The 23,678-nt window shown below is 58.2% G+C and carries 24 protein-coding genes; 7 read left to right on the forward strand and 17 right to left on the reverse strand.

Annotated elements, in window-relative coordinates:
- Nucleotides 1-209 precede the first annotated feature (209 nt).
- A complete protein-coding gene (locus OOF89_RS13415) occupies nt 210-1,094 on the forward strand; it encodes a hypothetical protein (protein WP_266077041.1) in 885 nt (294 codons plus the stop codon).
- Between the two features lie 589 nt (nt 1,095-1,683).
- Here OOF89_RS13415 and OOF89_RS13420 read toward each other — a convergent pair.
- Nucleotides 1,684-2,601 carry an alpha/beta hydrolase gene (locus OOF89_RS13420; protein ID WP_266077043.1) on the reverse strand — a complete coding sequence of 306 codons (918 nt, stop codon included), beginning with the start codon at nt 2,599-2,601 and terminating at the stop codon, nt 1,684-1,686.
- A gap of 97 nt (nt 2,602-2,698) precedes the next feature.
- Here OOF89_RS13420 and OOF89_RS13425 point away from each other — a divergent pair, with 97 nt between their 5' ends.
- On the forward strand, nt 2,699-3,361 hold the full coding sequence (locus OOF89_RS13425; protein ID WP_266077046.1) for a helix-turn-helix domain-containing protein: 663 nt from the start codon (nt 2,699-2,701) through the stop codon (nt 3,359-3,361).
- 102 nt (nt 3,362-3,463) lie between these two features.
- Here OOF89_RS13425 and OOF89_RS13430 read toward each other — a convergent pair whose 3' ends face one another.
- From OOF89_RS13430 to OOF89_RS13460, 7 genes are all read right to left on the reverse strand, one after another.
- Complete coding sequence (locus OOF89_RS13430; RefSeq protein ID WP_266077048.1) at nt 3,464-3,739, reverse strand: hypothetical protein; 276 nt, start codon at nt 3,737-3,739, stop codon at nt 3,464-3,466.
- A gap of 101 nt (nt 3,740-3,840) precedes the next feature.
- A complete protein-coding gene (locus OOF89_RS13435) occupies nt 3,841-5,379 on the reverse strand; it encodes an AAA family ATPase (RefSeq protein WP_266077051.1) in 1,539 nt (512 codons plus the stop codon).
- 181 nt (nt 5,380-5,560) lie between these two features.
- A complete protein-coding gene (locus tag OOF89_RS13440) occupies nt 5,561-6,409 on the reverse strand; it encodes a VOC family protein (RefSeq protein ID WP_266077054.1) in 849 nt (282 codons plus the stop codon).
- Between the two features lie 93 nt (nt 6,410-6,502).
- Nucleotides 6,503-7,093: a winged helix-turn-helix domain-containing protein gene (locus tag OOF89_RS13445; RefSeq protein WP_266077056.1), complete on the reverse strand. Its 591-nt coding sequence runs from the start codon at nt 7,091-7,093 to the stop codon at nt 6,503-6,505.
- 45 nt (nt 7,094-7,138) lie between these two features.
- Nucleotides 7,139-8,209 (reverse strand): glutamate--cysteine ligase, encoded by a 1,071-nt coding sequence (locus OOF89_RS13450; protein ID WP_266077059.1) that lies wholly within the window; start codon nt 8,207-8,209, stop codon nt 7,139-7,141.
- A 51-nt stretch (nt 8,210-8,260) separates the two neighbouring features.
- Entirely contained in the window at nt 8,261-8,911 is a 651-nt protein-coding gene (locus OOF89_RS13455; RefSeq protein ID WP_266077060.1) for a fibrillarin-like rRNA/tRNA 2'-O-methyltransferase, read from the reverse strand.
- Nucleotides 8,908-9,753, reverse strand: coding sequence for an NOP5/NOP56 family protein (locus OOF89_RS13460; protein ID WP_266077063.1), 846 nt, complete (start codon nt 9,751-9,753; stop codon nt 8,908-8,910). The genes OOF89_RS13455 and OOF89_RS13460 overlap by 4 nt, the downstream gene beginning before the upstream one ends.
- Nucleotides 9,754-10,031: 278 nt before the next feature.
- On the opposite strand from OOF89_RS13460, the gene OOF89_RS13465 reads away from it, so the two are divergent.
- Both OOF89_RS13465 and OOF89_RS13470 read left to right on the forward strand, forming a co-directional pair.
- Nucleotides 10,032-10,802: a class I SAM-dependent methyltransferase gene (locus tag OOF89_RS13465; RefSeq protein WP_266077066.1), complete on the forward strand. Its 771-nt coding sequence runs from the start codon at nt 10,032-10,034 to the stop codon at nt 10,800-10,802.
- Nucleotides 10,802-11,191 carry a methylated-DNA--[protein]-cysteine S-methyltransferase gene (locus OOF89_RS13470; RefSeq protein WP_266077069.1) on the forward strand — a complete coding sequence of 130 codons (390 nt, stop codon included), beginning with the start codon at nt 10,802-10,804 and terminating at the stop codon, nt 11,189-11,191. Before OOF89_RS13465 ends, OOF89_RS13470 begins: the two co-directional genes overlap by 1 nt.
- A gap of 25 nt (nt 11,192-11,216) precedes the next feature.
- Here the strand turns inward: OOF89_RS13470 and OOF89_RS13475 are convergent, their stop codons facing one another.
- The 6 genes from OOF89_RS13475 to paaA form a co-directional block, all read right to left on the reverse strand.
- On the reverse strand, nt 11,217-11,426 hold the full coding sequence (locus OOF89_RS13475; protein ID WP_266077072.1) for a DUF2196 domain-containing protein: 210 nt from the start codon (nt 11,424-11,426) through the stop codon (nt 11,217-11,219).
- A 279-nt stretch (nt 11,427-11,705) separates the two neighbouring features.
- Nucleotides 11,706-11,873 (reverse strand): 1,2-phenylacetyl-CoA epoxidase subunit PaaE, encoded by a 168-nt coding sequence (gene paaE / locus OOF89_RS13480; protein WP_266077074.1) that lies wholly within the window; start codon nt 11,871-11,873, stop codon nt 11,706-11,708.
- Nucleotides 11,870-12,298, reverse strand: coding sequence for a 1,2-phenylacetyl-CoA epoxidase subunit PaaD (gene paaD, locus OOF89_RS13485; protein WP_266077077.1), 429 nt, complete (start codon nt 12,296-12,298; stop codon nt 11,870-11,872). The genes paaE and paaD overlap by 4 nt, the downstream gene beginning before the upstream one ends.
- A 27-nt stretch (nt 12,299-12,325) precedes the next feature.
- A complete protein-coding gene (paaC, locus tag OOF89_RS13490) occupies nt 12,326-13,168 on the reverse strand; it encodes a 1,2-phenylacetyl-CoA epoxidase subunit PaaC (protein WP_266077080.1) in 843 nt (280 codons plus the stop codon).
- Entirely contained in the window at nt 13,168-13,488 is a 321-nt protein-coding gene (paaB, locus tag OOF89_RS13495) for a 1,2-phenylacetyl-CoA epoxidase subunit PaaB (RefSeq protein WP_266077083.1), read from the reverse strand. The genes paaC and paaB overlap by 1 nt, the downstream gene beginning before the upstream one ends.
- Nucleotide 13,489: 1 nt before the next feature.
- Nucleotides 13,490-14,431, reverse strand: a complete 942-nt coding sequence (gene paaA / locus OOF89_RS13500) for a 1,2-phenylacetyl-CoA epoxidase subunit PaaA (RefSeq protein WP_266077085.1) — start codon at nt 14,429-14,431, stop codon at nt 13,490-13,492.
- Nucleotides 14,432-14,515: 84 nt separating this feature from the next.
- Here paaA and OOF89_RS13505 point away from each other — a divergent pair, with 84 nt between their 5' ends.
- Together OOF89_RS13505 and yqeC are read left to right on the forward strand one after the other, a co-directional pair.
- Nucleotides 14,516-15,157 carry a helix-turn-helix domain-containing protein gene (locus OOF89_RS13505; protein ID WP_266077088.1) on the forward strand — a complete coding sequence of 214 codons (642 nt, stop codon included), beginning with the start codon at nt 14,516-14,518 and terminating at the stop codon, nt 15,155-15,157.
- A gap of 320 nt (nt 15,158-15,477) precedes the next feature.
- Nucleotides 15,478-16,209 (forward strand): selenium cofactor biosynthesis protein YqeC, encoded by a 732-nt coding sequence (gene yqeC, locus OOF89_RS13510; RefSeq protein WP_266077091.1) that lies wholly within the window; start codon nt 15,478-15,480, stop codon nt 16,207-16,209.
- A gap of 125 nt (nt 16,210-16,334) precedes the next feature.
- Here yqeC and OOF89_RS13515 read toward each other — a convergent pair whose 3' ends face one another.
- Nucleotides 16,335-16,949, reverse strand: a complete 615-nt coding sequence (locus OOF89_RS13515; RefSeq protein ID WP_266077094.1) for a molybdenum cofactor guanylyltransferase — start codon at nt 16,947-16,949, stop codon at nt 16,335-16,337.
- 78 nt (nt 16,950-17,027) lie between these two features.
- Here OOF89_RS13515 and OOF89_RS13520 point away from each other — a divergent pair, with 78 nt between their 5' ends.
- Nucleotides 17,028-18,785, forward strand: a complete 1,758-nt coding sequence (locus OOF89_RS13520; RefSeq protein WP_266077097.1) for an aldehyde ferredoxin oxidoreductase family protein — start codon at nt 17,028-17,030, stop codon at nt 18,783-18,785.
- Here the strand turns inward: OOF89_RS13520 and fdhF are convergent.
- Together fdhF and OOF89_RS13530 are read right to left on the reverse strand one after the other, a co-directional pair.
- Entirely contained in the window at nt 18,782-22,069 is a 3,288-nt protein-coding gene (fdhF, locus tag OOF89_RS13525) for a formate dehydrogenase subunit alpha (RefSeq protein ID WP_266077099.1), read from the reverse strand. The genes OOF89_RS13520 and fdhF overlap by 4 nt on opposite strands.
- Nucleotides 22,066-23,622 (reverse strand): NADH-ubiquinone oxidoreductase-F iron-sulfur binding region domain-containing protein, encoded by a 1,557-nt coding sequence (locus OOF89_RS13530; RefSeq protein ID WP_266077102.1) that lies wholly within the window; start codon nt 23,620-23,622, stop codon nt 22,066-22,068. The genes fdhF and OOF89_RS13530 overlap by 4 nt, the downstream gene beginning before the upstream one ends.
- Nucleotides 23,623-23,678: the final 56 nt, after the last annotated feature.

The raw sequence follows: 23,678 nt of genomic DNA on the forward strand, positions 1-23,678 counted from the left end.
TCGTAGGGACGGGGTAACGACCGCAAACCTCCGAGAGATGGGCCGTTATTGTGACGTTGTGTCATGCTGTGCACCGGGCTGTGGTCTGTTTCTCAGATGCCGCTGTATCGGCAGCTGCACCCCTCTACAGGGGCAACTTATAAATTGTTAGTCCGACATTGAACGAAAATCGCTACCCTTATAGGTCACCAACCTCACGTTGAACCTGCATGGCACGCGACTACGAGAACGACAAGACACACAACGGATCGTTACTCAATCGACGTTCGTATCTGAAGCTGGCTGGCTCCGCGATTGCCGCAACCGGTGCCGCGGGCGTGAGCACCGTTGCAGGAGCGAAGGAGTACGAGACGATTACCGTCTCGGCTGGCGAGCACAAGGCCATCTCCGTCGGCGATGGGCAGACGTACGAAAACAAGCTCATCGACGTAACTGCAGAGGGGGCCGGTGTCGCGTTCACGACGAGTGGAAGCGGCTGGACGATTCGAAACGTCGGTATCAAGGGACAGCACAGCGGTGAGAGCTTCATCATGATGCCCGGCGTCGAGTCCAAGGATGGCGAGGGGCTCATCGAAAACGTTTATATGGGCGACGGTATCAAGGCGAAAGAAAGCGGTGGCGGTGTCTGGGTGAACGCCAATCTGCCGCACCAGGGCGTCATCAACATCAAGCGAATGCATCTCGCTAACGCTGTCAACAACGGTCTGTACGCGTCAGGCCCCGGCAGTCAGGGTGCCTACGGTATCACGAACGTGGAAGATTCGTACTTCCGTTCGAACAACATCGCGAACATCCGAATGAACGCGAAAGGCGACCGAACCCCGTACGTCAAAAACACCGTGGTGGAAGTCGACGACAGTACGCCCCCGTGCGGTGAGAACTGTTCGAGCCCCGGCGCGGTCAACAACCGAGGCGTCTGGTCGTGGTACGGTACGACGGAAGTCATCAACTCCGACATCCAGGGTGGATTCGCTACCACGAAGGGTGGCGAAGTCGAGACCAAGAACACTCGAACTGGGGAACAAGCGAAGATGAAGCCCCCGAAAGCCGTTCCGATGTCCGCCGAAGAGGCTGCGAAGGGCGGAAAGCGATAACTGATTCGACTCGTCCGAACGTTTCTGACCTCCCTTTTTCGTTTATCCCTTTTTAGATATCGATACCGACCCGGTGACGGAAAAGGTGTCTCATGGTGAACTGCTACGAGAATGATTCGAACGAGCGATGGCTTTTCAACAACAGCCCGTCTCGGAAGTCGAATCCTACGGCGAAACCACCCATTTCTCTCCGGTAAGCCGTCATTGACGGATGACATCGCCACCCCCTCAGTCATGAACTGATTCGAGGAGTGGCTATTCGACTATTTTTCGACTGCAGATGGTTGTTTCACTCGCGTTTCGATGTCAACTACCGCTCGAATAAATCAAATATTGCTATACCAATTTCATCTGTTCGGTGCCCACCAAGAATTCGTCGAAACGGACCGAGATATCATGACACGAAAAAGTCAGGGTGATGCACTGCGCTGTTCGGGTCCGATAGTTCGAGACGTCGAACTCGAACCTACTATTTGGGGAGTGCGACCGATTGCTGCGAGTCAAAGCAGAGAAGGGGAAACTGAAAGAAAGTACGACATCGGTTTCGAAATCCGTCGCTATCGCGTATCTACCCGAATCGCTGCAACCGTTATTCCAGACTCGACTGAATCGATTCCGCTACCGCGTCCATCGCCTCATCCGCAGTCGAAACCATATCCGTGAGACTCAAAAATCCGTGCGCCATCCCGGGATAGTGGTTGTGTCGCACTTGCACATCAGCCTCCGCAAGGCGGTCGGCGTAAGCGATCCCCTCATCGCGGAGCGGGTCGTAGCCACAGGTGACGACAGTCGCGGGTGGAAGTCCCGAGAGGTCACTCGCGCGAAGCGGCGACGCGAACGGATTCGCACCATCGACGGGACTTCGGAGGTAGTGGTCCCAGAACCATTCCATGTCCGCCCGACTAAGGAGCGGACCATCCCCGTTTTCGACGTAGGAGTCGGTATCGAACGCGTGATTCGTGATTGGATATAGCAGACACTGATGTGCGAGCGACGGGCCATCGAACTCGTGCGCGCGAAGTGCGGTAACCGCCGCGAGGTTGCCGCCTGCACTCGTGCCCGCAACGCCCAGTCTACTCGGGTCACCGCCGAACGAATCGGCGTGACTTTCGACCCATTCGAGCGCGGCAAACGCGTCGTCTACGCCAGCAGGGAACGGATGTTCCGGTGCGAGTCGATAATCGACCGAGACGACGACACAGTTCGCTCGGTTCGCCAGTTCTCGACACACCCCGTCGATGGAGTCGAGCGTTCCGAGTACCCACCCGCCGCCGTGATAGAACACGACGACTGGGGCTTCCTGCACGTCGGGTCGATACACGCGAATCGGAATATCTCCCCTCGGTCCGGTTATCGACAGGTTACGGACGAAATGTATCCCCTCTCGCTCGTCCGCGGTAAACACGTCGTCCTCGATTCTGCGGGCACTTTCGATGGACATCGCGTGCCACGGGGGAACGCCCATCCCCTCTATCTTCTCGATGGCGTCGGCCATTTCGTCGTCCATATCAACTCCTGGATGGCTGGCGTGTTATACTTTCAGCAATCTGTGACGGAATGACGTAGCCGTAGCATGTATCACCCTTGCTGACTTCTGAATTCATATGAGTACTATTGCGGAGGTGGAGATACCGGCTCAAGAATTCGCGTTGAGAAAGACGTTGGAACAGGTTCCGGACGCCGAATTCGATGTCGTTCGCGTCGCTGCTCACGACTCGAAGCATGTGTTACCTTACATCTGGGCGACTGCGGACGATTTCGATGCGTTGAACGATGCGCTCGAAAACGATCCGAGTGTCGATGAACTCAGGATACTCGAAGACCTGGGTGATGAGCGTCTCTACCGAATGAACTGGGTGGATCAGATTCGCGTCGTCATTCATATCCTCATCGAGGAGGAAGCGACGATACTGAACCTCCGCGGGAAAGAAAACCGCTGGCGACTTCGGATTCTCTTTCCTACCCGGGACGCCCTGTCCGCGACCTATGAGTTCTGCGAGGAGTCGGGGCTTTCACTCGACGTCCGCAACATCTACGAAATGAGCGAGACACGCCACGGACTGTTCGGTCTGACTGAAGAACAACATGAAACGTTGTTGATGGCGCTCGAAGCGGGGTATTACGACGTTCCGCGGGATGCAACTGCGGATGACCTCTCCGACAATTTGAACATTTCACACCAAGCGATTTCGGAGCGACTCCGACGCGGTCATCGAAGCCTCGTTAAAAACGCGCTCGCGGTCGGTCCTGGCGACGGGAAGGAATGACGGCCACTATTCGCTGCTCTCGCTGGTAGCGACGCTCACCAACGCTTTCGGTTGTTTCTGAGGCCGTATCGTGTTCCGTTCCGAATTCCGTGACATCGGATTTTACGACTGTGCTCTGTGTGGGTGGATACTCGCCGCCGCCGCAACATCCTCACCGTCGATTTGGTTACCACCGGTGAACTCACGGTAATCGAATGTGGCGTATCCGAGTCGGAACAGTTCGAAATCGCCCAATGACTCGTCAGTTTCGTGCTGTGGGGTTCCGTACAGCGTCTCGTCGGGATCTCCCGGATCGGTGACTTCGTGCTGTGGAGCGCCGTACAGATGATGGTCGTCGTCCGAGTTACGTACCGGGCTGGACACCGAATGTGGCGTCATGGCTTGTTTTCCTCGTGTAATACCAAGCGTATCCGAGGTCAGGTCATTCGTGCCTGCACCCGCAAGTGTATAAAAAGGGGTTCGTTCTCGGCGACGATCGTTTAGTTTCCGCCGAAGACGGAGCCGAGTTGGTCGCGCCACTCACGGAACTCGACCAGTTCGTTTTCGATATCCGAGATATCCGATTGCAGTTTTTCGATTTCGTTCAAATCGTCTTCGACATCGGCGATATCCGACCGAAGCGTGCTGATTTTCGTGCTCAACTGTGATTCGGTTTCCGACATCGAATCGGAAACATCGGAGACGGTTTTCGAGAGTTCATCGATGTCTTCGATACTCTCAGAGAGGTCCTCGATTTCCGCTTCGAGGTCGTTCACGCTGTCGAAGTCATCGCGCAGGTCCTCGATTTCGTCGTCCAATGCGGACGCTTCCTGTGTGTTCGTGGCGACGAGGTCTTCTAAGTCGTCGAGTTGTGTTTCGAGCGATCCGAGGTTTTCGCCAAGGTCGTTTACGTCATCAAACTCTCCATCGAGGTCATCGAGGTCCGATTCGAGGTCGGCAACGCGTGCGCGGACTTGCGCGCCTTCGTCTTTTACCATATCGATGTCGTCGTTCATCGTTTCTACTTCACCACGGAGGGATTCCACTTCGCCTTCGAACCCGTCGATGATCGACTGAGCCGTGCCGTTATCATCGATGAACTCTTCGAGCGCCTCGGTGTACGCGAAGAGGTCATCCACGCGGGACTGGAGATGGCGGATACGGACGTTCGTGCTTTCGGGTGTATCGAGATCGAGTTCCTGTTGAATGAGTTTGAGGTCGGCATCGTTCACCTCGCCAGCACGGATCTCGTCGGCCAACGCCGCCGCGACGCTTCCGGGACGCGGTGGTGATGCTGGTTGCATTTTCTCCACGGTGTCGTCCTCTTCGGGAGGTTCGAGAATATCGTCATCCGGTTCGTCGAGGACATCGTCGGTCGGTTCGAGAGATGTATCGGACGGGTCGTCGAGTATTTCCCCCTCCGAGTCAGCGGTCGTAGATTCCGCAAATGGCTCATCCGGGTTATTCGATGGTGAGTCGTCCGCGGTCTCTGCAAGCGGGTCGTTAGTATCTGCGAGTGAGTCTGCCGTCTTCCCATTTTCATCCAGTCCGGGAAGGCCACTGTCACCGGCGATAACGTCGCGAACGACCTGACTGCTATCCTCCGAGACGATATCCGTGATGGTGTGTTCTTCTATCTGGCCCTCCGTCTCGTCACTTGCATCGGTTGCTACGGGGGCGACCTCTTTGATCGTCGGTTCGATGAGGAACGACTCGGCGTCCTGCCAGTCCGAGAGACGAATTCCGTAAACGGTGGTCAACTCCTCGTTGGGTTCGAGCGTGCGATCGAACTGAACGCGGTGGTCTTTGTACGCGGTCCAGTTTTCGTTCTCGTATTCGGGATGGAAACCGACGTTATCCATCGGGAAATCCTCCGGAATTCGGTCGGTTATTCGGACGGTCATCGCTTCGTCACAATCAGAACGAACCTCGAATCGGATTGCAGGAACTGCAAACTCATCGCCGTCGAACGATTTCTCGATCGTGACACCGTGTTCGGAACTCGTTATTACTTCATTTCCGTTCCTGAAATCACTCATACAGTTCACATCCAAGAAAGGATATATAAAACATGCGCCGATATCCTCGTCGAATAATTATCATAATTTTGTACTATATGAGGGTGAAACAGGGTCCAAAGGCGTTGTCTCGGATAAAAAAGAGGTCGTATATGCAATCCGATTCTATTTCAGGGACGACGTTCCGGTAATACCTCTCATTTCATTCATCAGTGAGTAGATGAATACTGATTCCATCCGGGTCGGACACTTCGAAGCCACGGTCGATTCGGTTCGTCGTGATGTCCCGCGCCGCAAGCCGCTCCCGTATCGCTCCCAATACGTCGCGATTCGGGACGAGCAGTTCGAACCACTCCAACCCACATCCCTTGGCGGGTTCGGTTCGATGATTCCAGACGTTTAGCCCGATGTGATGGTGATAGTCGGCGGCGGCGAGAAAGAGCGCCGACGGCCCATACTCTTGTCGCACAGTTAAGCCAACCGTATCAGCGTAGAATTCGCGTGCAGAGGGTATGGACGACACTTCGAGATGGACGTGTCCAACCACCGTTCCTGCCGGAACAGTTTTTGCTCCCGACCGCTCCCTGCGGAGGTCGTCGGTGTCGAGCGGTAGTGTTTCCATCCGAACCCGACCGTTGTCATCGGTCGGCCACGCTTCGCGCTGACGGTCACAGTACACCTCGACGCCATTTCCTTCCGGATCGGATAGATACAGCGCCTCACTCACACGGTGGTCGGAGGCCCCGCTCAACTCCCATTCGCTCTCGATACGAACGAGTGTATCCCCGAGTGCGCTTCGTGACGGAACGAGAAATGCCGTATGAAAGAGGCCCGTTTCGTTTTGCTTCCGTTTCGGCGCGTCCACGTCCTCCGCTAGTTCGAGTAACTGTTCACCCCCTGCGCCGAGAATGGCGTGGTCACCTGTTTTTCGTTGTAGTTCGAGGCCGACCACGGTTTCGTAGAATTCGCTCGTTCGGTCGAGGTCGTTCACACGCAGGGCAACACGCCCGACAGTCATCCCGTCCGAAGATACCGGTTCCGAGTTGGTCATCGTTCGTCGGACTAGTCGTCGTAGCGAATGGTGTACTTTGCCCTCCCCTGTACGGGTGAACGCCCGCGATCCCCGACTGCAAACGTCCCAAATTTACTCTTCGTCCGACTCGTCCCGGTCGTCCTCGTCTGTCCCCTCATGGGCGCCGTCGGAAATATCTTCGACTTCGATACTCACGGGTTCCGTCTCGGTCGCCTCGTCGTTCAGATGGCTGTCGAGATTGAACACGGTGTTGAGTTCTCCCTGCACCTGATCGACGATACTGCCGACGAGTTCGCTCGGCGCGATTGCGGTATACTCGTAAGGGTTGTTTCCGGCTCCGGCACTCTCGCGTTTCTCACGGCTAACCTTTGTTTCCTCGTGCAGTTCGGCCAACGATTCGCGGACCGTACTCGGATACAGACCCGTCCCCTCGGCGATTTCCTCGCTCGTACTCCCCGGGTGTTTTCGAAGGTACACGTAAATCCGAGCGCGGGTTTCGGTATCGAGCACCCACGAAAGCAGATCGACGATCCCCTGGTCGAACCCTTCGACAGCCTTGTCGGCCTCCTCTCCGAGGCGTTTTCGTCCGCGCGACAGTGGCTTCTCATCGTTCGACTCTTCATCCCCACCCGTATCGACGGGTATCTCGTCACCAGCGTCGTCGGCGTCGTTTCGGTCGTTGTCGATGTCATCCCCAGACATGTCGTTCCCAGAAGGACAAAAGTCAGTGTCGGGTAAAAAACTTGCTTACAGAAGAAGTGACTCGCAAAGCGCCTCGAATCCGTTTTCGGTGCGGATACGTCGTTGGCACTCCGAACCGCTTTCGCCGTCGTAGAGGTCCCCGATACCGGAGATGCCAAGCCGGTCACATTCACGCTCGACGACTGCCCCGAGCGAGATTTCTCCCTCGCGGTCCCGACGGATGAACGAGGCCTCGTGACCGTACCGCATCGCGCGCCACTTGTTCTCGTCCAGTAGTTCCCGGCGGTGACGGTAGCCCGTTTCGCCGTCCTCGTATCGTTCGACGAGATCCGTGATGAGTGCGTGGGTATACTCGACGAATGCTAACACTCGCTCCGGGTCGGCCTGCCCGTCCGGCGTTCGAACTTCGACGGTCCCATGTCCGGAGTGAGGACGTACGTCGTACCAGAGTTCACCACGGTCGTTTATCGACCCACATTCAACCATCATCCGCTCGAACTCCGAGAACTCCTCGAAGGAATCGAAATCGGTTGGCATTCCAGTGTTCGGGAGCCCCTCAAAAATCTTTGCGCGTGCGGATTGCAGTCCCGTGTCGTAACCGTCCCAGTACGGCGAATTAACGGAGAGCGCCAACATTACGGGAAGATACCAACGGATTTCGTTCGCCACCCAAACCGCCGCGTCCGCGTCGTCAACGCCGACGTGAACGTGCAACCCTGCGGTCGTGTTTCGGTGTTGTGGATACTGGATACGTTCGAGCTGCGCTCGATATCGCTCCTTCTCCGCGTGTTTCAGTTCTCGCCACTTCGCACCCGGGTGGAGACCTGCCGCGGCGATGCCAAATCCTTGCGACCCCGCGTGCTCAACGAGCGCTTCGCGGACCGCGCGAACGTCCTCTTCGACGTCCGCGAGCGTCGTCTTCGGAGTCTGCGTTTCGATGACGCATTTGAACAACTCGTGGTCGAGACGGTCTGTGAGGATTTTCGGAGGGTCGGTCTCGTAGACGAGTTCGTCAGTGCCTGCGGTTGGGACGCCTCGCTCATCGACGACGAAGAACTCCTCTTCGACGCCAAGGGTGCCCATTTCCGTGAAATTCTCGGCCGAACCCAAATCCATTTCTCGGAAATTAGCAACCGGACACGTAAATACTTCCGGAGACGGCGACCCCTACCGGGGAACTGCGACGACACCGAGATGGTCGGTGTGGAACGGTTCGAGCCGCCGTGTTTCCACGATTTCGTACTGTTCCCGGAGGGAGTCCTGTGCGTGGTCGAACACGGTCTCCGGGTCGCTCGCCACGTCCTCACTTCTGGCTTTCACCGCGAGAAGAAGTCGTCCATCGTCTTTGAGGAACTGTCGGTTCTCGCAGGCGACTCGTGCTTGCCCGCGAGTCGCCACGTCTTGAATGATGATATCGACGTTTGCCTCGACGACGTGCGCGTAGGTCGCCGGTTTTCGGGCGTCTTTTAGCAGCGGGAAGAGGTTCTCGCGGGATTCCGCTACGTCGAGCAAGTCCCGGGTCGGCCGTGGCGCGAATTCGACCCCATAGGTCGCACCCGAGAAGTCGGCCACGTGGCTCACGGTCGTTCCGCTGGCCGCCCCGAGGTAAAGTACCGTCTCATCTCCCAACAGGCCGGTTTCCATGCCGTGTTCCATCATCGCGGCCAGTTTCGAGCGCCGGGCGTCCCAGCACCGCCAGCCACCGTCGGTTGGTTCGCCGTACACGGGCGACCCTCGCGTCGCGAGTCGGTTCTCACCGCCGAACTGTCTGCGCTCGACACCTGTTGGAAGGTCCGATTTGTGATCGTTATCACTCATTCGTCATCACCTCGTGACCGAATCGCCTCCATACGGCGGTCGAGTTCCTCCTTCAGTTCGGGGTTGTGCTCCCCCGAATAGTGGTCGATTCGAGCCGCGATGACGAGTTTGCCCGAAAGCGTGCGGGCCGCCGACCCGCGCTGGTCGTGAGCGGTGTTTCGGACGTACTCGTGCGTGTAGATGATTCCGTGTTTTGGCGAGGACGCATGCCCGCGGAGATGCGCGAACAGGGCGTTTTCCGCTCCGAGAACCTGCACCGTTCCGCCGGGCATCTTCGCAAGCGATTCGAGACCTCCCGCCAACGCGATGAGTCGTGCGGCGAGCACCGGTCCGGCGAGGTCTGCGAGGTTCGGTGCGACTGCGGGGGCTTGCCGCTCCACGAACGTTCGGAGGTCGTCACGTTCGTCCGCGAGATCCACGACGCGCTGAGCAAGCGATACCAATCGCTCTTCGACTGTTGTTTCCGGATCACTATCGGCGAGCGTTCGTGCATAGTCGATGCCAGTCCTCGCCTCTGGGTAGAGGGTACCGGCCCATTCAGCGACTCGTTCGGCGAGTTCGTTCGCCTCGGATTCGCAGTCGTCCATCGCACGAACCGCGTGAACGAGTTGGCGGTCGTCCGCCCGTTCGCGTTCCGTGACTGCCTCACGGGTTGCCCGAATGCTAGCTGTCCGTAATTTGGCGTAGTAGTCCGATTCGTCCGTAGCAAAGTCCACCTCGACGGCTTGCTGTGGCCAGTCGCTCGGTGTATCGGCATTCCCCTCCCGGATAGCTCGTGCGCCCGCATCTGCGTCATCCGGCGAGACGCCTGCAAACCACCCGTCGGCGTCTAATTCGGTCATGCTCGTGGGTTGTTCGGCTTCTCGTTTAAACCTACGTTTCCGATGTCTTCCGTGATTTTGAGATGCTGTTTCCCTCTGATCACACCGTGCACCGGGAGACCGGAGAACGAGCGAAACGGCTATTCGAGATCGGTTCGATGACCGAAACGGACCTGTTTCTCACATCGACATATCCAAAACGAAAGTCACTGTTCCAAAATCAAACCCGTCGAAAAGGCTCATCTAACGGCGCTCGCCCCGATGAAAGTCATTAAGACCTGTCCCCAGAGTTGGCACCTATGGCCGGTCTCTACGCGCATCCGGAGTACTACGAAATTGCCTTCGACTTCCGGGACGTGTCTGACGAAGTGGATTTCTTCGAAAACTGTATCGATCGATTTGGTGACGGAACGACCGATGTAGACTCGGTTTTTGAAATCGCCTGCGGGCCATCGCCGTACCTCATCGAACTCGACGCTCGTGGATACGAATTCACAGGGCTCGATAACTCCTCCGAGATGATTTCCCACTCCATCGAAAAGGCTCGCAAATACGATATCGAGGCGACATTTCTGAAACGAGATATGGCCGACTTCTACCTCCCGGAACGAGTCGATTTCGCCTTTTGTGCGCTCGGATCGCTCTATCTCGATTCGAACGACGCACTTCGGACCCACCTCGAATCCGTTGCGGATTCACTGACCCCTGGGTCACTGTATTGCATCGACGGCTCTATCGACTTTCCCGGCGGGACTTCTTCGACACACGAATGGGAGACGACGCGTGGGGACACGACTGTCGAATTCGGTATCGAGCAGGAACCGACGAACGCGGCGGAACAGTTAGCCCGTCAGAGGATTACGACGAAAGTAGACGATGGCGAAGAAATACACACCTTCCGCGAGGAGCACGAAATTAAGACCTTCGCACCACAAGAGTTCCGAATGATAGCCGAAGACAGTGATTTCGAACTCGTCGGCTGGTTCGATAGTTTCGACCTCTCGAAACCGGTTGCGAAGTGTAAACCAGGAACGCTCCATCGTCCGATGACGATCCTTCGGAGTCAGTAATGCACACGGAACTCTGGGGTTGGGAGGTCGAAATCGATGAGTCGCTCGTCTCGGCCTCGCCCGACGAAATCAGCGAACAGATCGCCGAATACGCCGAGGGCGACCGCGAGGAGTTCGACCTCGACGTCGAGTTTCCGGAGTCGTTTACCGGACGAGTCATGGATGCGATGGCGGACGTACCGCGCGGCGAGACCCGAACGTACGGCGACATCGCCGGTACGCTCGACACCGCTGCGGTCGCCGTCGGTCAGGCCTGTGGCCGAAATCCGGTTCCGGTTATCGTCCCCTGTCATCGTGTCGTGGCGGCGAACGGGTTAGGTGGTTACTCCGGTGGCACCGACGACCGTTTGACGCTCAAAAAACGACTGCTCGATCTCGAATCGCGGTAACTACGCCGGGTTTGCTGTCGCGAAATCACTCCACGACGACGCTTTTCACCCGTCCGGTGATACCCGATTCCAGTTCGACTTTGACGCCGCCAGGTTCGGTCTCCCCTTCGGAAAGGATTTTGGCGATATCCCCCCGAAGCGGTTCGGCTTCATCGGCGTTCTCGGCGTTCGTCTGCTCGATTTCGACGGTCATTCCTCGACGCAATTCCTCTCGTGTTGGTCGCTCTGCAGACATACGTCGGCCTACATCACTCTGTGCAAAGAGAGTAGTGGCCTCGATCAGATGAATTTTAGACGAAAATACCCGAATAGATACTACTCCACCGATACTTGTCGGTATACTGTCTCAACCGGGAAGAGAATCCAGCCGACAATAGTGGCTCCTGTCTATGCCATGTCATATCTTACCAATATATTTAATTCGCGGTCAAAAATACTATATCAAAGAACCTCGTAACAGAAATCGCGGCGCCATCATCCCCCCCTTCCCTCTGACATCGACCGTCGAGCGACGCTATTCGAACTTCTCGAACGGCTGTTCACAGCCGTTACAGAAGTGCATCGACCGGCACAACGACGGCCCTTTTGGATGCTCGCGGTGCGTATCGGTCGAACCACAGTACGGACACTCCGCGCCCTTGTCCTCGCCGCTTGTCGTTACGCTCGGGTCGAGTCGTCTCATATGCTCAGTCCGAACTCCCGCAGGTCATCTTTGCCCTGCTCGGTGACCATTTCGATGGACCACGGCGGACTCCAGACGAGTTCGAGATCAGCATCCTCGACACCCTCGACGCCCGCAACCGCGTCCTCGATTTCCTCTGTCAGCATTTTCCGCGCCGGGCACCCGGTGTACGTGAGGGTCATAACGACCGTCGCCGTGTCTCCCTTGACCTCGACCCCATAGATCAGGCCTAAATCGACGATACTGATCGGCATCTCCGGATCTTCGATGTCGTAAAGGGCGTCCCAGATTCTTTTTTCGAGTCCGGTTGCTTCCTCGCCGGTTGCGGGTAGCTCGTCGGGCGACTGCCCCCGCTTCGAATAGTCGGTGTACGCGCAAGCCGTCGGTTCCGACTCGATATCGTATTTTTGTGGTTCGTTACTCATGTTGTGCTCCAGTGGTTGCGTAGATCTTTACTCCTCGTCGGGGTCCGGCATGATCCGGTGGGCTTCATTTCGTCCGAGTTCACGGTACGACCGCGTCATCTCGTCGTGCAAATCGTCCCAGTCGTCGGTATGGCTCCCGTCCCGTCCGAGGTCCTCGGGGAGTAGTTGGTTCGGATTGCCGTTCTGGATTTCATCCGCTACGCTAATGCCCAACGACGCGAGGAACGGAACGACGGTGTCGAGCCACTGTTCGCGCATCGACTCCAGCGATTCGGTTCGGATACCGAGGTCGTCGATGTCCGTACTCGCATCGCCATTCTCGAACAGCGTCAAGGCATACGGGAACAGTCGGTCAACTGCCGCCTGCACGCGGTCCCTCCCGTCGTCGTCGCTCGCTAGTCGTTCGAGCCAGTTCTGGGCGTGTTCGAGGTGGTAGTTCTCTTCGCTGCGGATTTTCGCGACACGGTCCGCGATTCGCGGGTAACTCGTATCTTCGAGCGCCTCGAGTCGAAGTTGTTCGGCCACATCGTAGAGGTATCCGCGAACGATGGCGTCGGCCCAGTCGCCCGACTCGAACGGGAGTTCCACGAGCGTCGAGTGTCGGAAGTCGCTCGGGTCGCGCTCGAAGATGAGTTCGGACTCCGTGTAGCCGAAATCCTGCAAGAGGTCGTACCAGAGTCGGGCGTGGCCCAGTTCGTCCTGCGCGATGTTCGAGATGGCGAGATCGGATTCGAGCGTCGGCGCGCGAACCTGCCATTCGGTGTACCGTTCCGCGAGGACGAGTTCGTCGTCCGCGAGGCGGTAGAGCAACGATTCGACCGCGGCCTGCTCCTCGTCGCTTAGTTCGTCCGGTCCGGCAAGTGCTGACATTATGCCTCACCCCGCTGGCGGTCAGCCTCTTCCTGCTCTGCCTCCGAATCCTCGATTTCCTCCGCGAAACTGGTGTCGATACGGTTGTACGCCATCACCCAGCGATAGGATTTGTCCGTCGTGCCGCCGAAAGCGGTTTCGTCGGCATCGACTTCGGCGATTTCGTCCTTCGGAACGACCCAGATACTGTTCGTCGGTTTGCGTCGTCCGTGCTGAATTTGGGCGAACATGAGCGCCATGTCGCGGTCCGGCGCGTGAACGTTTCCGCAGTGGGTGTGGTACTTACCTGCCTCGTCCTGCCGAAATACTTCCCAGATCATCTTAATCAGCTGCCACCGGCGTGTTCGAACTGCCCGTTTCCCAGTCGTCCAGTACGTCACGAACCCATTCGACCGCGTCCTGTGCGTTCTTGCGGCCGTTTATCTGCCCGACACCGGGTTCGTAGCTGTTCTTCGCGATCTGGAAGAACTCGTCCCAGTCGAGGTCATCTTCACGAACCTTGTACGTGCCCGTTTCCTCGTCATGCTCGATTCGGGGTTCGTCCGGAATCTCCAATCCGTACTTTTTCGCCTTCGGGATGTAGGCGTTGAGGAACGCGTTTCGAAGGTCGTCGTTCGACATCGTTTTCAACCCGACGTTGGCGGAAAAGTCGTGATGGGTACTTTTGTCGTTTGTCGGTCCGAAGAACTGGATGATACGTGGCCACCACTCTTCGAAGGCGTCCTGCATGAGTTCCTGCTCCTTTTTCGATCCCATCGCCAGTTCGCGCATGATATCCTCGCCGTGTTTGACGTGGAATCCTTCCTCGAAACACACCTTGTCCATCGCGTGTGCGTAGGGTTCCCAACTCGTCCGCTTCAGAGTCGCCTGCCGGCGCATCGCTGCGCCGTCCACGAAGAACGCGATCATCGGGGTCTCCCACCACTTCTCCATCTTGTAGTGGAAACAGTTCAGGAACTTGCCTTCGCCGTTCGCTAACTCGTCGAGCATCTGCTCACGGGTTTTGATACCGAGCGACTCCGCGGCCCGGTAGAGCAACTGACCGTGGCCGATTTCGTCCTGTACCTTTGCACTGCATGCCAACTTGCGGTCGAGACTCGGCGCTTGTCGGATGAACGGCCGTTCGAGGTACGCTCCCATGATTTCAGAGTTCGCGTGGAACTGAATCATGCGGGTTGCGGCTTTGCGGTACTCCTTCGGCATTTCGTCCTTGGGACTGAACTGCCGGGGACCCGCCCGCTCTTTGACGGTGTCTAAGTCCATATTCATACCTTATATTCCCCGTCCCATACCATTTCACCCGCTCATAGACGGGGTTTAAATACTCTGCATACAAACAAGCCTCTAATGATCGATGAGTGTCTCGTCGTCGAGTTCGCCGTCACCGGGGACGATTGTCCACTCGCCGAGGCATCGAGAACGACGGGTGTTCATATCGACTGTCAACCCCCACAGCATCGAGACGACGGATACGCCCTCCTGCGATTCAGTGCCTCCGATAAAAGCGATGGTCTCGTGGAAGTTCTCGACGGAGATGACCGAATCAGATACCTTCACGTTTCGACGACTGACGGTCGGCAAAATTTCAGATGTCTTTCGAAACATCCCTGTGTCGTCCACGAACTGACCGATGTAGGGTTCATGGCTGAATCGCTTCGCTACCGCGATGGTAGCGCGACGTTCACCGGTGCAGTCGTCGGCCACGATGTGCTACAGGGTGTTCTCGAAGCTGCAGGGGAGACTGTCGGGATGCAGCTAAAGCGCGTCCATCAACTCGGTTCCGAGGACGAAACGGTGGTTGCCCAGCAATGGGACGTCACGCCGGCACAAGAACGCGCCCTCCGAACCGCGTCCGAGATGGGATACTTCGGCGTCCCTCGCGAGACGACTGCGAGTGAAGTCGCCGACGAGCTCGGCATCAGTAAGTCGGCATTTTTGGAACGAATTCATCGTGCTGAGCGGTCGCTGTTTACACAGATGTTTGCCTGACCGGTCGTTACCGTCCAGTTGCGGACGAGTCGGATATACCAAAACGAACTACATAGCGCTACGGAAGATTATTGTTAACCGACATTCTCGAATTCAATATCGTGGTCTTTACGGATATCCCTCCACATCCCGAAATAACACTCCTCGTTCTCGGTTACTCGGCTGTCGCACAAGCACAGTATCTTCCGGATGGCCTCTCAGTAATGGGGTACGTGCTTGGATTTTTTCTTCTCGTTTTGATCCCGATTCTCGTAGTAGACACTCCCGATTCGATTTCACCGACCAATAGGACAAAATAGCTCACGCTCGCAATTGGACATATGGACCTCGTGGGGGCACTCGCAGCCGACTCGAACCTCATCTGTGTCGTCGGCGCGGGTGGAAAAAAATCGACACTGTATGCGCTGGCGCAGCGTATCGACCACGCAGTCGTCACTGCGACGGTTCGAATCCCCATCTTCGACGAGCAGGTCGCGGACGTGTTCGTCACCGAAACTCCAGAGGATGCGCTCGAATCGGTCGAAGAGTGGCCCGTTGGTGTCGTGCCGGAACAGGAACGTTTCGATCGTTATCGAGGTTACGACCCGGAAACGGTGGCGGAACTAGCCGACTCCGACGCCGATGTCGACTCGATTCTCGTCAAAGCTGACGGTGCTCGAACTCGATTGCTGAAAGCCCCGAAAGAGCAAGAGCCACAGCTCCCGTCGAACGCGGACGTCGTAGTTCCGATTGCGAGTGCTCGCGCAGTCGGCAAACCGCTGACTGATGAGTTCGTCCATCGGCCCGAACGAGTCTCGAAACTAACCGAACTGCAGATGGGTGAAGAAATCCACGCATCGGACGTTGCCGCAGTGCTGGCGAGCGAACACGGAGGTTTGAAGGACGTTCCCGATGGCGCGACTGCGATTCCGGTCGTGAACATGGTGGACGACGATCGACTGGAGAACGTCGGAAGGGAAATCGCAGAGCAGGTGCTGTCGGAGACGGACGTCCCTCGTGTCGTGCTCACGAAGATGACGGCTCGGAATCCTGTGGTAGCAGTAGTCAAATGAATTACGAACAGGCGGCACCAACGATGGACGATTTACGGCGTGAAGCGATGTACCGCGCTCCCGCGAGTCGCCTCACTGCAACGGTTATCGCATGGCGGCGATGGCCGCGTCTTCAGTTATATAATTCAGGGACGAAACCGTTGACTTGCGGCGTCGAACTCCCGGCGAGTGTTGATATTTTCGAACGATTCGAGCGACCCATGCTCGCGTAGGTCCTCCGCGTCGACCACTCGATAGTCGAGTTCGAACAACGGCTCGATGATTTTTCGTTCGTCTTGCTCGAGCGCGATATCGCAGGCTTCGACCATCACGTTCGGTTGGTAGACTGCGTGTGTCGTCTGAAACCATCCGTCTTCGAGTTGGGGCACCGCGGCTTCGTAACCGTGCGCCGTTTCGAACAGGTAGCTCACCAGTTCGGAATCGACGAACGGCATGTCGCAAGCGACGACGAACGCGTATTCGGCGTCGCAGGCCGCGAGTCCGCTTCGGATTCCCGCCATCGGCCCTCGATCGGGGTCACGGTCGATGGCGAACGTAATCGGCTGGGCGTAGTCGCGCATCGCATCGACAATCGATTCGCGCTGATCCTCCCGACAATTGATGACGAGATCGTCGATGACACCCTCGATTCTGTCCGCGACTCGGCGGAGCATCGGAACGCCAGCGAGGTCGGCAACCGCTTTGTCTTTCTCGCCAAACCGCGTCGAACGACCCCCCGCAAGAATGACTGCTGCTGGCATCGTCCGACCCTATGGACTCGGTCGGTAAGAGCCTATGGCCGCGAGTGTTTTTGCCATTCGCTCCGTCCGTTCTAGCGAATGGCTCTCGCCGACAGGCTTCTCCGTATCGACCTTTCGACTCAAAATATCGAGAGCGAAAAGATCCCCGAATCGTGGTTGGAACGATTTATCGGGGGAAAAGGACTGTCCGCCCGATACCTCTATCGAGAGCTCGAACCGGGAATCGACCCGCTGGGTCCCGAAAACGTACTGTTGTTCATGCTCGGCCCACTGACCGGTAAGACACCCGGCGAATCACGGCACGCTATCGTGACTAAATCGCCACTTACCGGAACGTTCCTCGACTCCTACACTGGCGGTTCCGTTCCGGAATCCCTCGACCGAGCACTTTCCGACCATCTCGGCGTTCTGATTACTGGAACATCCCCCGACCCCGTTACGCTCCGAATCGAGGACGACGATGCGACGATCGAGTCGGCGACGGACCTATGGGGCGGGACGGTTACGGAAACGTGTTCAGCCTTCGACCACCCGACCGCCTGCATCGGGCCCGCCGGTGAACGACTCGTTCGATATGCGACCATCGCATCCGATGGGGGCGACCACCACGCTGCCCGTGGCGGCGTGGGTGCGGTTATGGGATCGAAAAACCTCAAGGCGGTCGTCGCCGACGGTGAGGAGTCGGGGCAAGGTACGGCAACCGCTGAAGCCGAGGCTCGCTATCGCTCGACCGATATCGGAAACTGGCAGGCCACGAGCGAGACCGTCGAGACGATAGATTTCGCGAACGAAGTCGGCGTCCTCCCGACGAGGGGGTGGCAAGAAGGCTCGTTCGAGGGTGCAGATAACATTGGAATCGAGTCTATTCGTGAGGCTGCCGTCGGGCGTGAACGTCCCGATGCTGCTGTGTCCGGTGGCTTCCGAGTCGAGAGTGACGAAGGCGAAACGGTTCCGCGGGGTGCAACGTCGATCTCGCTCGGTGCCGGTCTTGGCATCGACGATTTCGATGCGGTGGCGGTTCTCGGCTCCGCTTGCGACGATCTCGGTATCGATCTCATCAGCGCGGGCAACGCGATCGCGTGGACGATTCGTGCTGCCGAGGACGGACTGCTGGTGCGAGATATCGAGTTCGGTGACGTCGAATCGGCACGTGGTCTACTGGACGAAATCGCTCATCGTTCGTCACCGCTCGGTGACGTACTCGCGGAAGGTATCGATCGGGCGGTGAGGAAATACGGCGGCGACGAACTCATCCCGACAGTAAAAGGGATGGATTTACCGACCTATGACCCCAGACGTTCGCCGTCGATGTCGCTGGCCTACGCGACCAGCGACCGCGGTGCGTGCCACCGTCGGGCGCGTCCGGTTCTCGAAGAGGTGTTTGCCACGGAAGAATGGAGTGATCGCCGCCGCGCGGCGGCGGTCGTCGCTGAGCAGAACCTCCGGTCGTTTCTCTGGTGTCTCGTCGTGGACGATTTCGCGGGTGAAGCACTGTGGAAGGACGGTGACCAGGAGTGGCTGCGGGTACTCGGTATCGAGCGCTCTCGCGACGAGCTCCTTCGAATCGGCGAACGGGTGTGGACGCTGACGCGACTGTTCAACGTTCGGGAAGGGCTTTCGCGTGAAGACGACGCACTGCCGTCAGCACTCAAAAACCCGGTTTGCGATGGCTCGAACGAGGGGACACGGATCGATTCCGCGGAGTTCGATCGATTGCTATCCGTGTACTATGACATTCGTGATTGGGACGCGAGAGGCCGTCCGATCGCATCTCTGCTCTCCCGTCTCGACCTGAACGACGTGGTCGACCGACAAACACCGGTCGGAAACGACTAGTCGTCGCCCGTCGTTTCGTCTTCAGGCCGCCCTTCGACCGCTCCGGTCGGCGGTTCGACGGGAAGTGGTTCCTCGTCCGGGTTCGGTCCGAGGGGTTGGATTCGAACGCTCGTAACCTTGTACTCCGGAATGTACGATGTCGGGTCGAGTTCGTGCTGTGTGAGTTCGTTGATCGCACCGTGGGCGAAGTGCATCGGGATGAAGACGACACCGGGGTCGGAGGTTTCCTCGACGTTCGCCTTCGTTACGATGTCGCCGCGACGGGAGGTGACGCGGACGTATTCGCCATCCGTCACGCCGAGTTGGTCGGCCATCTCCGGATGAACCGTGACGAAGCTCTCGGGGACGTGGTCCATCAGTACGTTCACCCGGCGAGTCATCGTCCCGGTGTGCCAGTGGTAGAGCACGCGTCCGGAGGTGAGCATCAGCGGGTACTCCTCGTCGGGAAGTTCGACCGGACCAGCGTAATCCGCGGGAACGAACCGAGCTTTTCCGTCGTCGAAGTTGAACTCCTCCTCGTAGAGGTACGGCGTACCGGGGTCGGATTCGTCCTCGCACGGCCACTGCAACCCGTCCGGGGTCGATTCGAGGCGGTCGTACGTGACCCCCCCGTAAATCGGCACGAGGTCGTTGATTTCGGCCATCACTTCCGCCGGACCGTCGTAGTCCCAGTCGAAGCCAAACCGTCCGGCGAGGTCGGAAAGGATTTCCAAATCTGGTTTTGCCTCGCCGGGTGGCGAGACTGCCGGTCGGACGCGCTGAATACGACGCTCCGTGTTCGTGAAGGTGCCATGCTTTTCCGCGGCGGAGGCGGCGGGGAGCACCACGTCGGCGAACTCCGCGGTTTCCGTGAGGAAGATGTCCTGTACGGCGAGGAAATCTAACTCTTCGATTGCCTTTTCGGCCCCGCGAATATCGGGCTCCGAGAGGACGGGATTTTCGCCCATGATGAACATCCCCTTGATGTGGCCCTCCTTCATGGCCTCGTACTGTTCGGGCAGTCGAAGGCCGGTTTCGTCCGGCGGGCGAACGCCCCACGACTCCTCGAACTTGTCCAGAATCGCGTCGTCGGTGAGGTCCTGATATCCCGGGAGGGTGTGCGGTGCCGGTCCCATGTCGCCGCCCCCACCTTGGACGTTGTTCTGGCCGCGGAAGGGCGACAGCCCTGCCCGCGGCTTGCCGAGGTTGCCGGTTACGAGCGCGAGGTTCGTGATAGCGAGGACGTTTCTCGTCCCGTGGGCGTGCTGGGTCATCCCCATCGCCCAGCCGAAAATGCAGGTGTCTGCCTTCGCAATCGTCTCCGCGGCGTGCGTCAATTCGTCCGCCGAGACGTCGGTTAACTCTTCGACTTTTTTGGGAGTGAACGGTTCGACCTTCTCCTTCAGCTGATCGAAGTGCTTGGTGTTCTCCTCGATGAACTCCTCGTCGTGGAGGTCGGTATCGATGATGTGACGAACCATGCCGTTCAGCCACGCGATGTCCTCGCCGGGTTTCGTCCGAGTGTACTGAGTCGCATGCCCAGCCAGTCCGATTTTGCGCGGGTCGAACACGAACAGGTCGGCACCGTCGCGAACGTTCTGCTTGATTCGCGTTGCGAGCACGGGATGGCTCTCGGTCGTGTTCGACCCAGTGATGAGATAACAGTCGGCCTTCCCGATGTCCTCATTGATTCGGTTCGTCATCGCGCCGTAGCCGACGGTTTGTTGGAGTCCGGCCACCGTCGAGGAATGACAGAGACGGGCGCAGTTGTCCACGTGTTTCGTGTGAAGTACTTGCCGGGCGAACTTCTGGGCGAGGTAGTTCTCCTCGTTCGTGCATTTCGACGAGGAGGTGACGGCAACCGCGTCGTCGCCGTTCTCCTCCCGGATTCGGGACAGCTCCTCGTGTATTCTGTCCAGCGCTTCATCCCACGTCGCTTCGCGGAACTCGTCTCCCTCGCGGATGAGCGGCGTTTTCAGGCGATTCTGACTGTTGACGAAATCGTACCCGAACTTGCCTTTTACGCAGGTCGAAAAGTCGTTCGCAGGCGTAGCGTCCTCGTCCGCGGGACGAACCCCCAACACTTCGCCGTCCTTTCCGTACAGATCGAACCGACACCCGACGGCGCAGTAGTTACAGGTGGTTTCGGCTTTCGTGACCCGGGAGAGACGGGCATCGCTCACGACCCCCGCAATGTCGAACATCTGACCGACGTTCATCGTACTCGCGGCGGTTTCTTCGGCGACGTGTTCGAACTCGGCTAATGCCCCGTCCGTCATCCGTTCTGTCGCGTCCCGTGCTTTTGCTCGTGCCTTCGCCATGAATCGGGCGACGCCGGATTTCTCCTCGACCTCGCGCTCGCCGGGCACGTTTCGGTTCGGCGCATCGGAGGTGTCTGCGGTTTCCGCGTGCTCGCTCTCGATGGATTTCCCGATCGAGTTCTTCTGGGTAAAGCCCGGAATCGGGAGCGTCGCGGAATCCGTCAGTCCCTGTTCGACCAGCGAACCGGTCGGGCACACCGTCGCGCAGTGACCGCAGGAAACACAGGTCGAGTCCCGCATCGTTTCTGCATCGCTCTGGAAACCGATTCGGGTGTCCGCTCCCTGTCCCTCGATTCGGAGGACGCCCTCGACCTGCACATCGTTGCAGGCTTCCACACAGCGGTTACAGAGGATGCATTTGTTGCGGTCAATTTGGATGGCCGAGGAAGTATCGTCTATCGGTTCGTACTCGTCGCGGTCTTCCAGCACGCCGTACCGCGGTTCCTCCACGTCGTTGTCGATTGATGCGTCTTGCAGTTCACACCGCCCGTTCTGCCCACAGGTCGTACACCGTAAATTGTGATTCGACAGCACCAGATCGAGGTTGACGTCCCGTGCTTCCGTTGCTGACTCGGCGTCGGTTCGAATCGATAGGCCGTCCTCCGCGGGGAAGCTACAGGATGGAACGAGTCCGTGTTCGTCGGTTTCGACCATGCAGGTCCGACATTCCGACCGCGGACCGATGTTTTCACCCTGTTCGGTATCGCGGTCGTAGTAACAAAGCGCCGGGACATATTCCTCCGTTTCGACCGCCTCGATGGCGTCGATGAGGGTTGCTCCCGGCGGCACGGCGATGGGATGACCATCGACCGTGACGTTGTTCATTCCGTCGCTCTCCACGCCGACCTCGGGGTCGTTTGCGGTGCCGGTGACGAAATCCTCGGTCAGCGGCGTACTCGGTCGCGGGTCGTCGATTTCCGGAACGCCGGGTTGTGGCGATGCCGGAGCGGTGTCTTCGATTCCTGATTGTTCGTCTGAACTCATGATTTGATCTCCTCACACGCACCGCTCGGGCATCGTCCCTCCGCGTGTGCGTGAAACTCCGGTTCGAATTCGTCCATCGCGGTCGTTACGGGGCGGGATGCGGACCGACCGAAATAACAGATGCTCGACTCACGCATCGTCCGGGCGAGTTCACGGAGCGCGTCGTCCGCGAACTCGCCAGAATACACCTCGCGAAGCATCGACGTCAGCTGCTTCGACCCCTCTCGACAGGGGACACAGCGTCCGCAGTTCTCGTCCTCGGCGAACTTCGCACGCCTTCCCGCGGTTGCAACCGCACACCGAGATCGGTTCAGTAGTTCGACCACGCCATCGGTGCCGAGGTGTGCACCCGCAAGCGCGGGCGCGTTCGCCGAGTGGTCGAGGGTCGAGGTAAGGCCGCCGAACTGCCCTCCGACGCAGGCCATCTTGAAGCTTCCATCCTCCGAAACTGCATCCCGGACGACAGCAAGCGACCCTCCGGTCGGCAGTTCGAGCGTCGCAGGCTCAGCCACGTCGCCGGTGACGGTGACGAGTCTAGTTCCGGGGTCGGCATCGTCGGCATCGAACTCGTCAGGAAACGAGAGAAACCGACGAACCTGTGTGAACGTTCTGGGCGTATGAACGATGGTCGGTCGCCCGTACAACCCGTGCTGCGCTGGTGTCGGTGGTCTGAGTCTCGCCTCCAATCGGTCGTTGCCTTCCAGCGCTTCGAGCGCCATCGTCGGTTCGGACCCGATGTACTGGCTCGGCGACGCGAACACCTGTATCGCTACGTTCTCGGCGGCGGTCGTGTTCCGAAACGCCTGGATCGTATCTCGAACGTGCTGTCGGAGTCCGACCGAAGACTCCGGACAGTAGACGACGATATCCTCTGCACCAACGACATGTGCGACCGTCGTCGCGCCGTCGAGCACCGAAATCGGATCGCCTTCCAACAGGAGCCTGTCGGTCCGGTTTCGACCGTCGATTTCACCCGCATTGATCACGACCACGGGGTCGCCATCGGTTTTCCGGGCGGTTCTCCATTCTTCGGTGATCGGTTCGTCCATCCGGACGTCGCCTCGGCCTCGTCCAAGCAACCCGACCCGCTCGACCGCAGAAACGATTTTTTCGGGGTCGTCTCGCCCGTTCTCGGCGACGAGTGTCTCCTCGTCCGAAACGCGCGTTGGGTCGGTCCAGCCACAGCGTGCTAGGACGTTTCGCCGACCGACCGACAGTGTTCCTTCGTCCGGCACTGGAAAGTCGGCTTGACCGGCCTCGTGTGAGACGACAGCGTCCGCCCCCGATTCAGGGATGCTCCCTGATTCAAGTTCCGCCACGAGGGGTCGAACCTGCTCCGGCGTGCAGTTCGAGTGAATAGCAGTCGTCCCTTCTTTCGTAACCGAAACGAGCGGTTCGAGTGCGTCGATTCCTGTTGGACCGACACCGACAACAGATATCGTATCCGCTTCGTCGCGCGCACTATCGAGTACGCGGGCGAGACGTTCTCCTCCAACCCCACCAGAAACGCGAAGAACCGGGGAGTCAGAAACGGTTTCCTCAGCAGTTCCCATCTGGTAGTAACTGGCACATCAGAGCGATAAAAGGTTGTGACCAATTCGTTGATAAA

This window comes from Haladaptatus caseinilyticus, from assembly GCF_026248685.1.
In the GTDB taxonomy this organism is placed as follows: domain Archaea; phylum Halobacteriota; class Halobacteria; order Halobacteriales; family Haladaptataceae; genus Haladaptatus; species Haladaptatus caseinilyticus.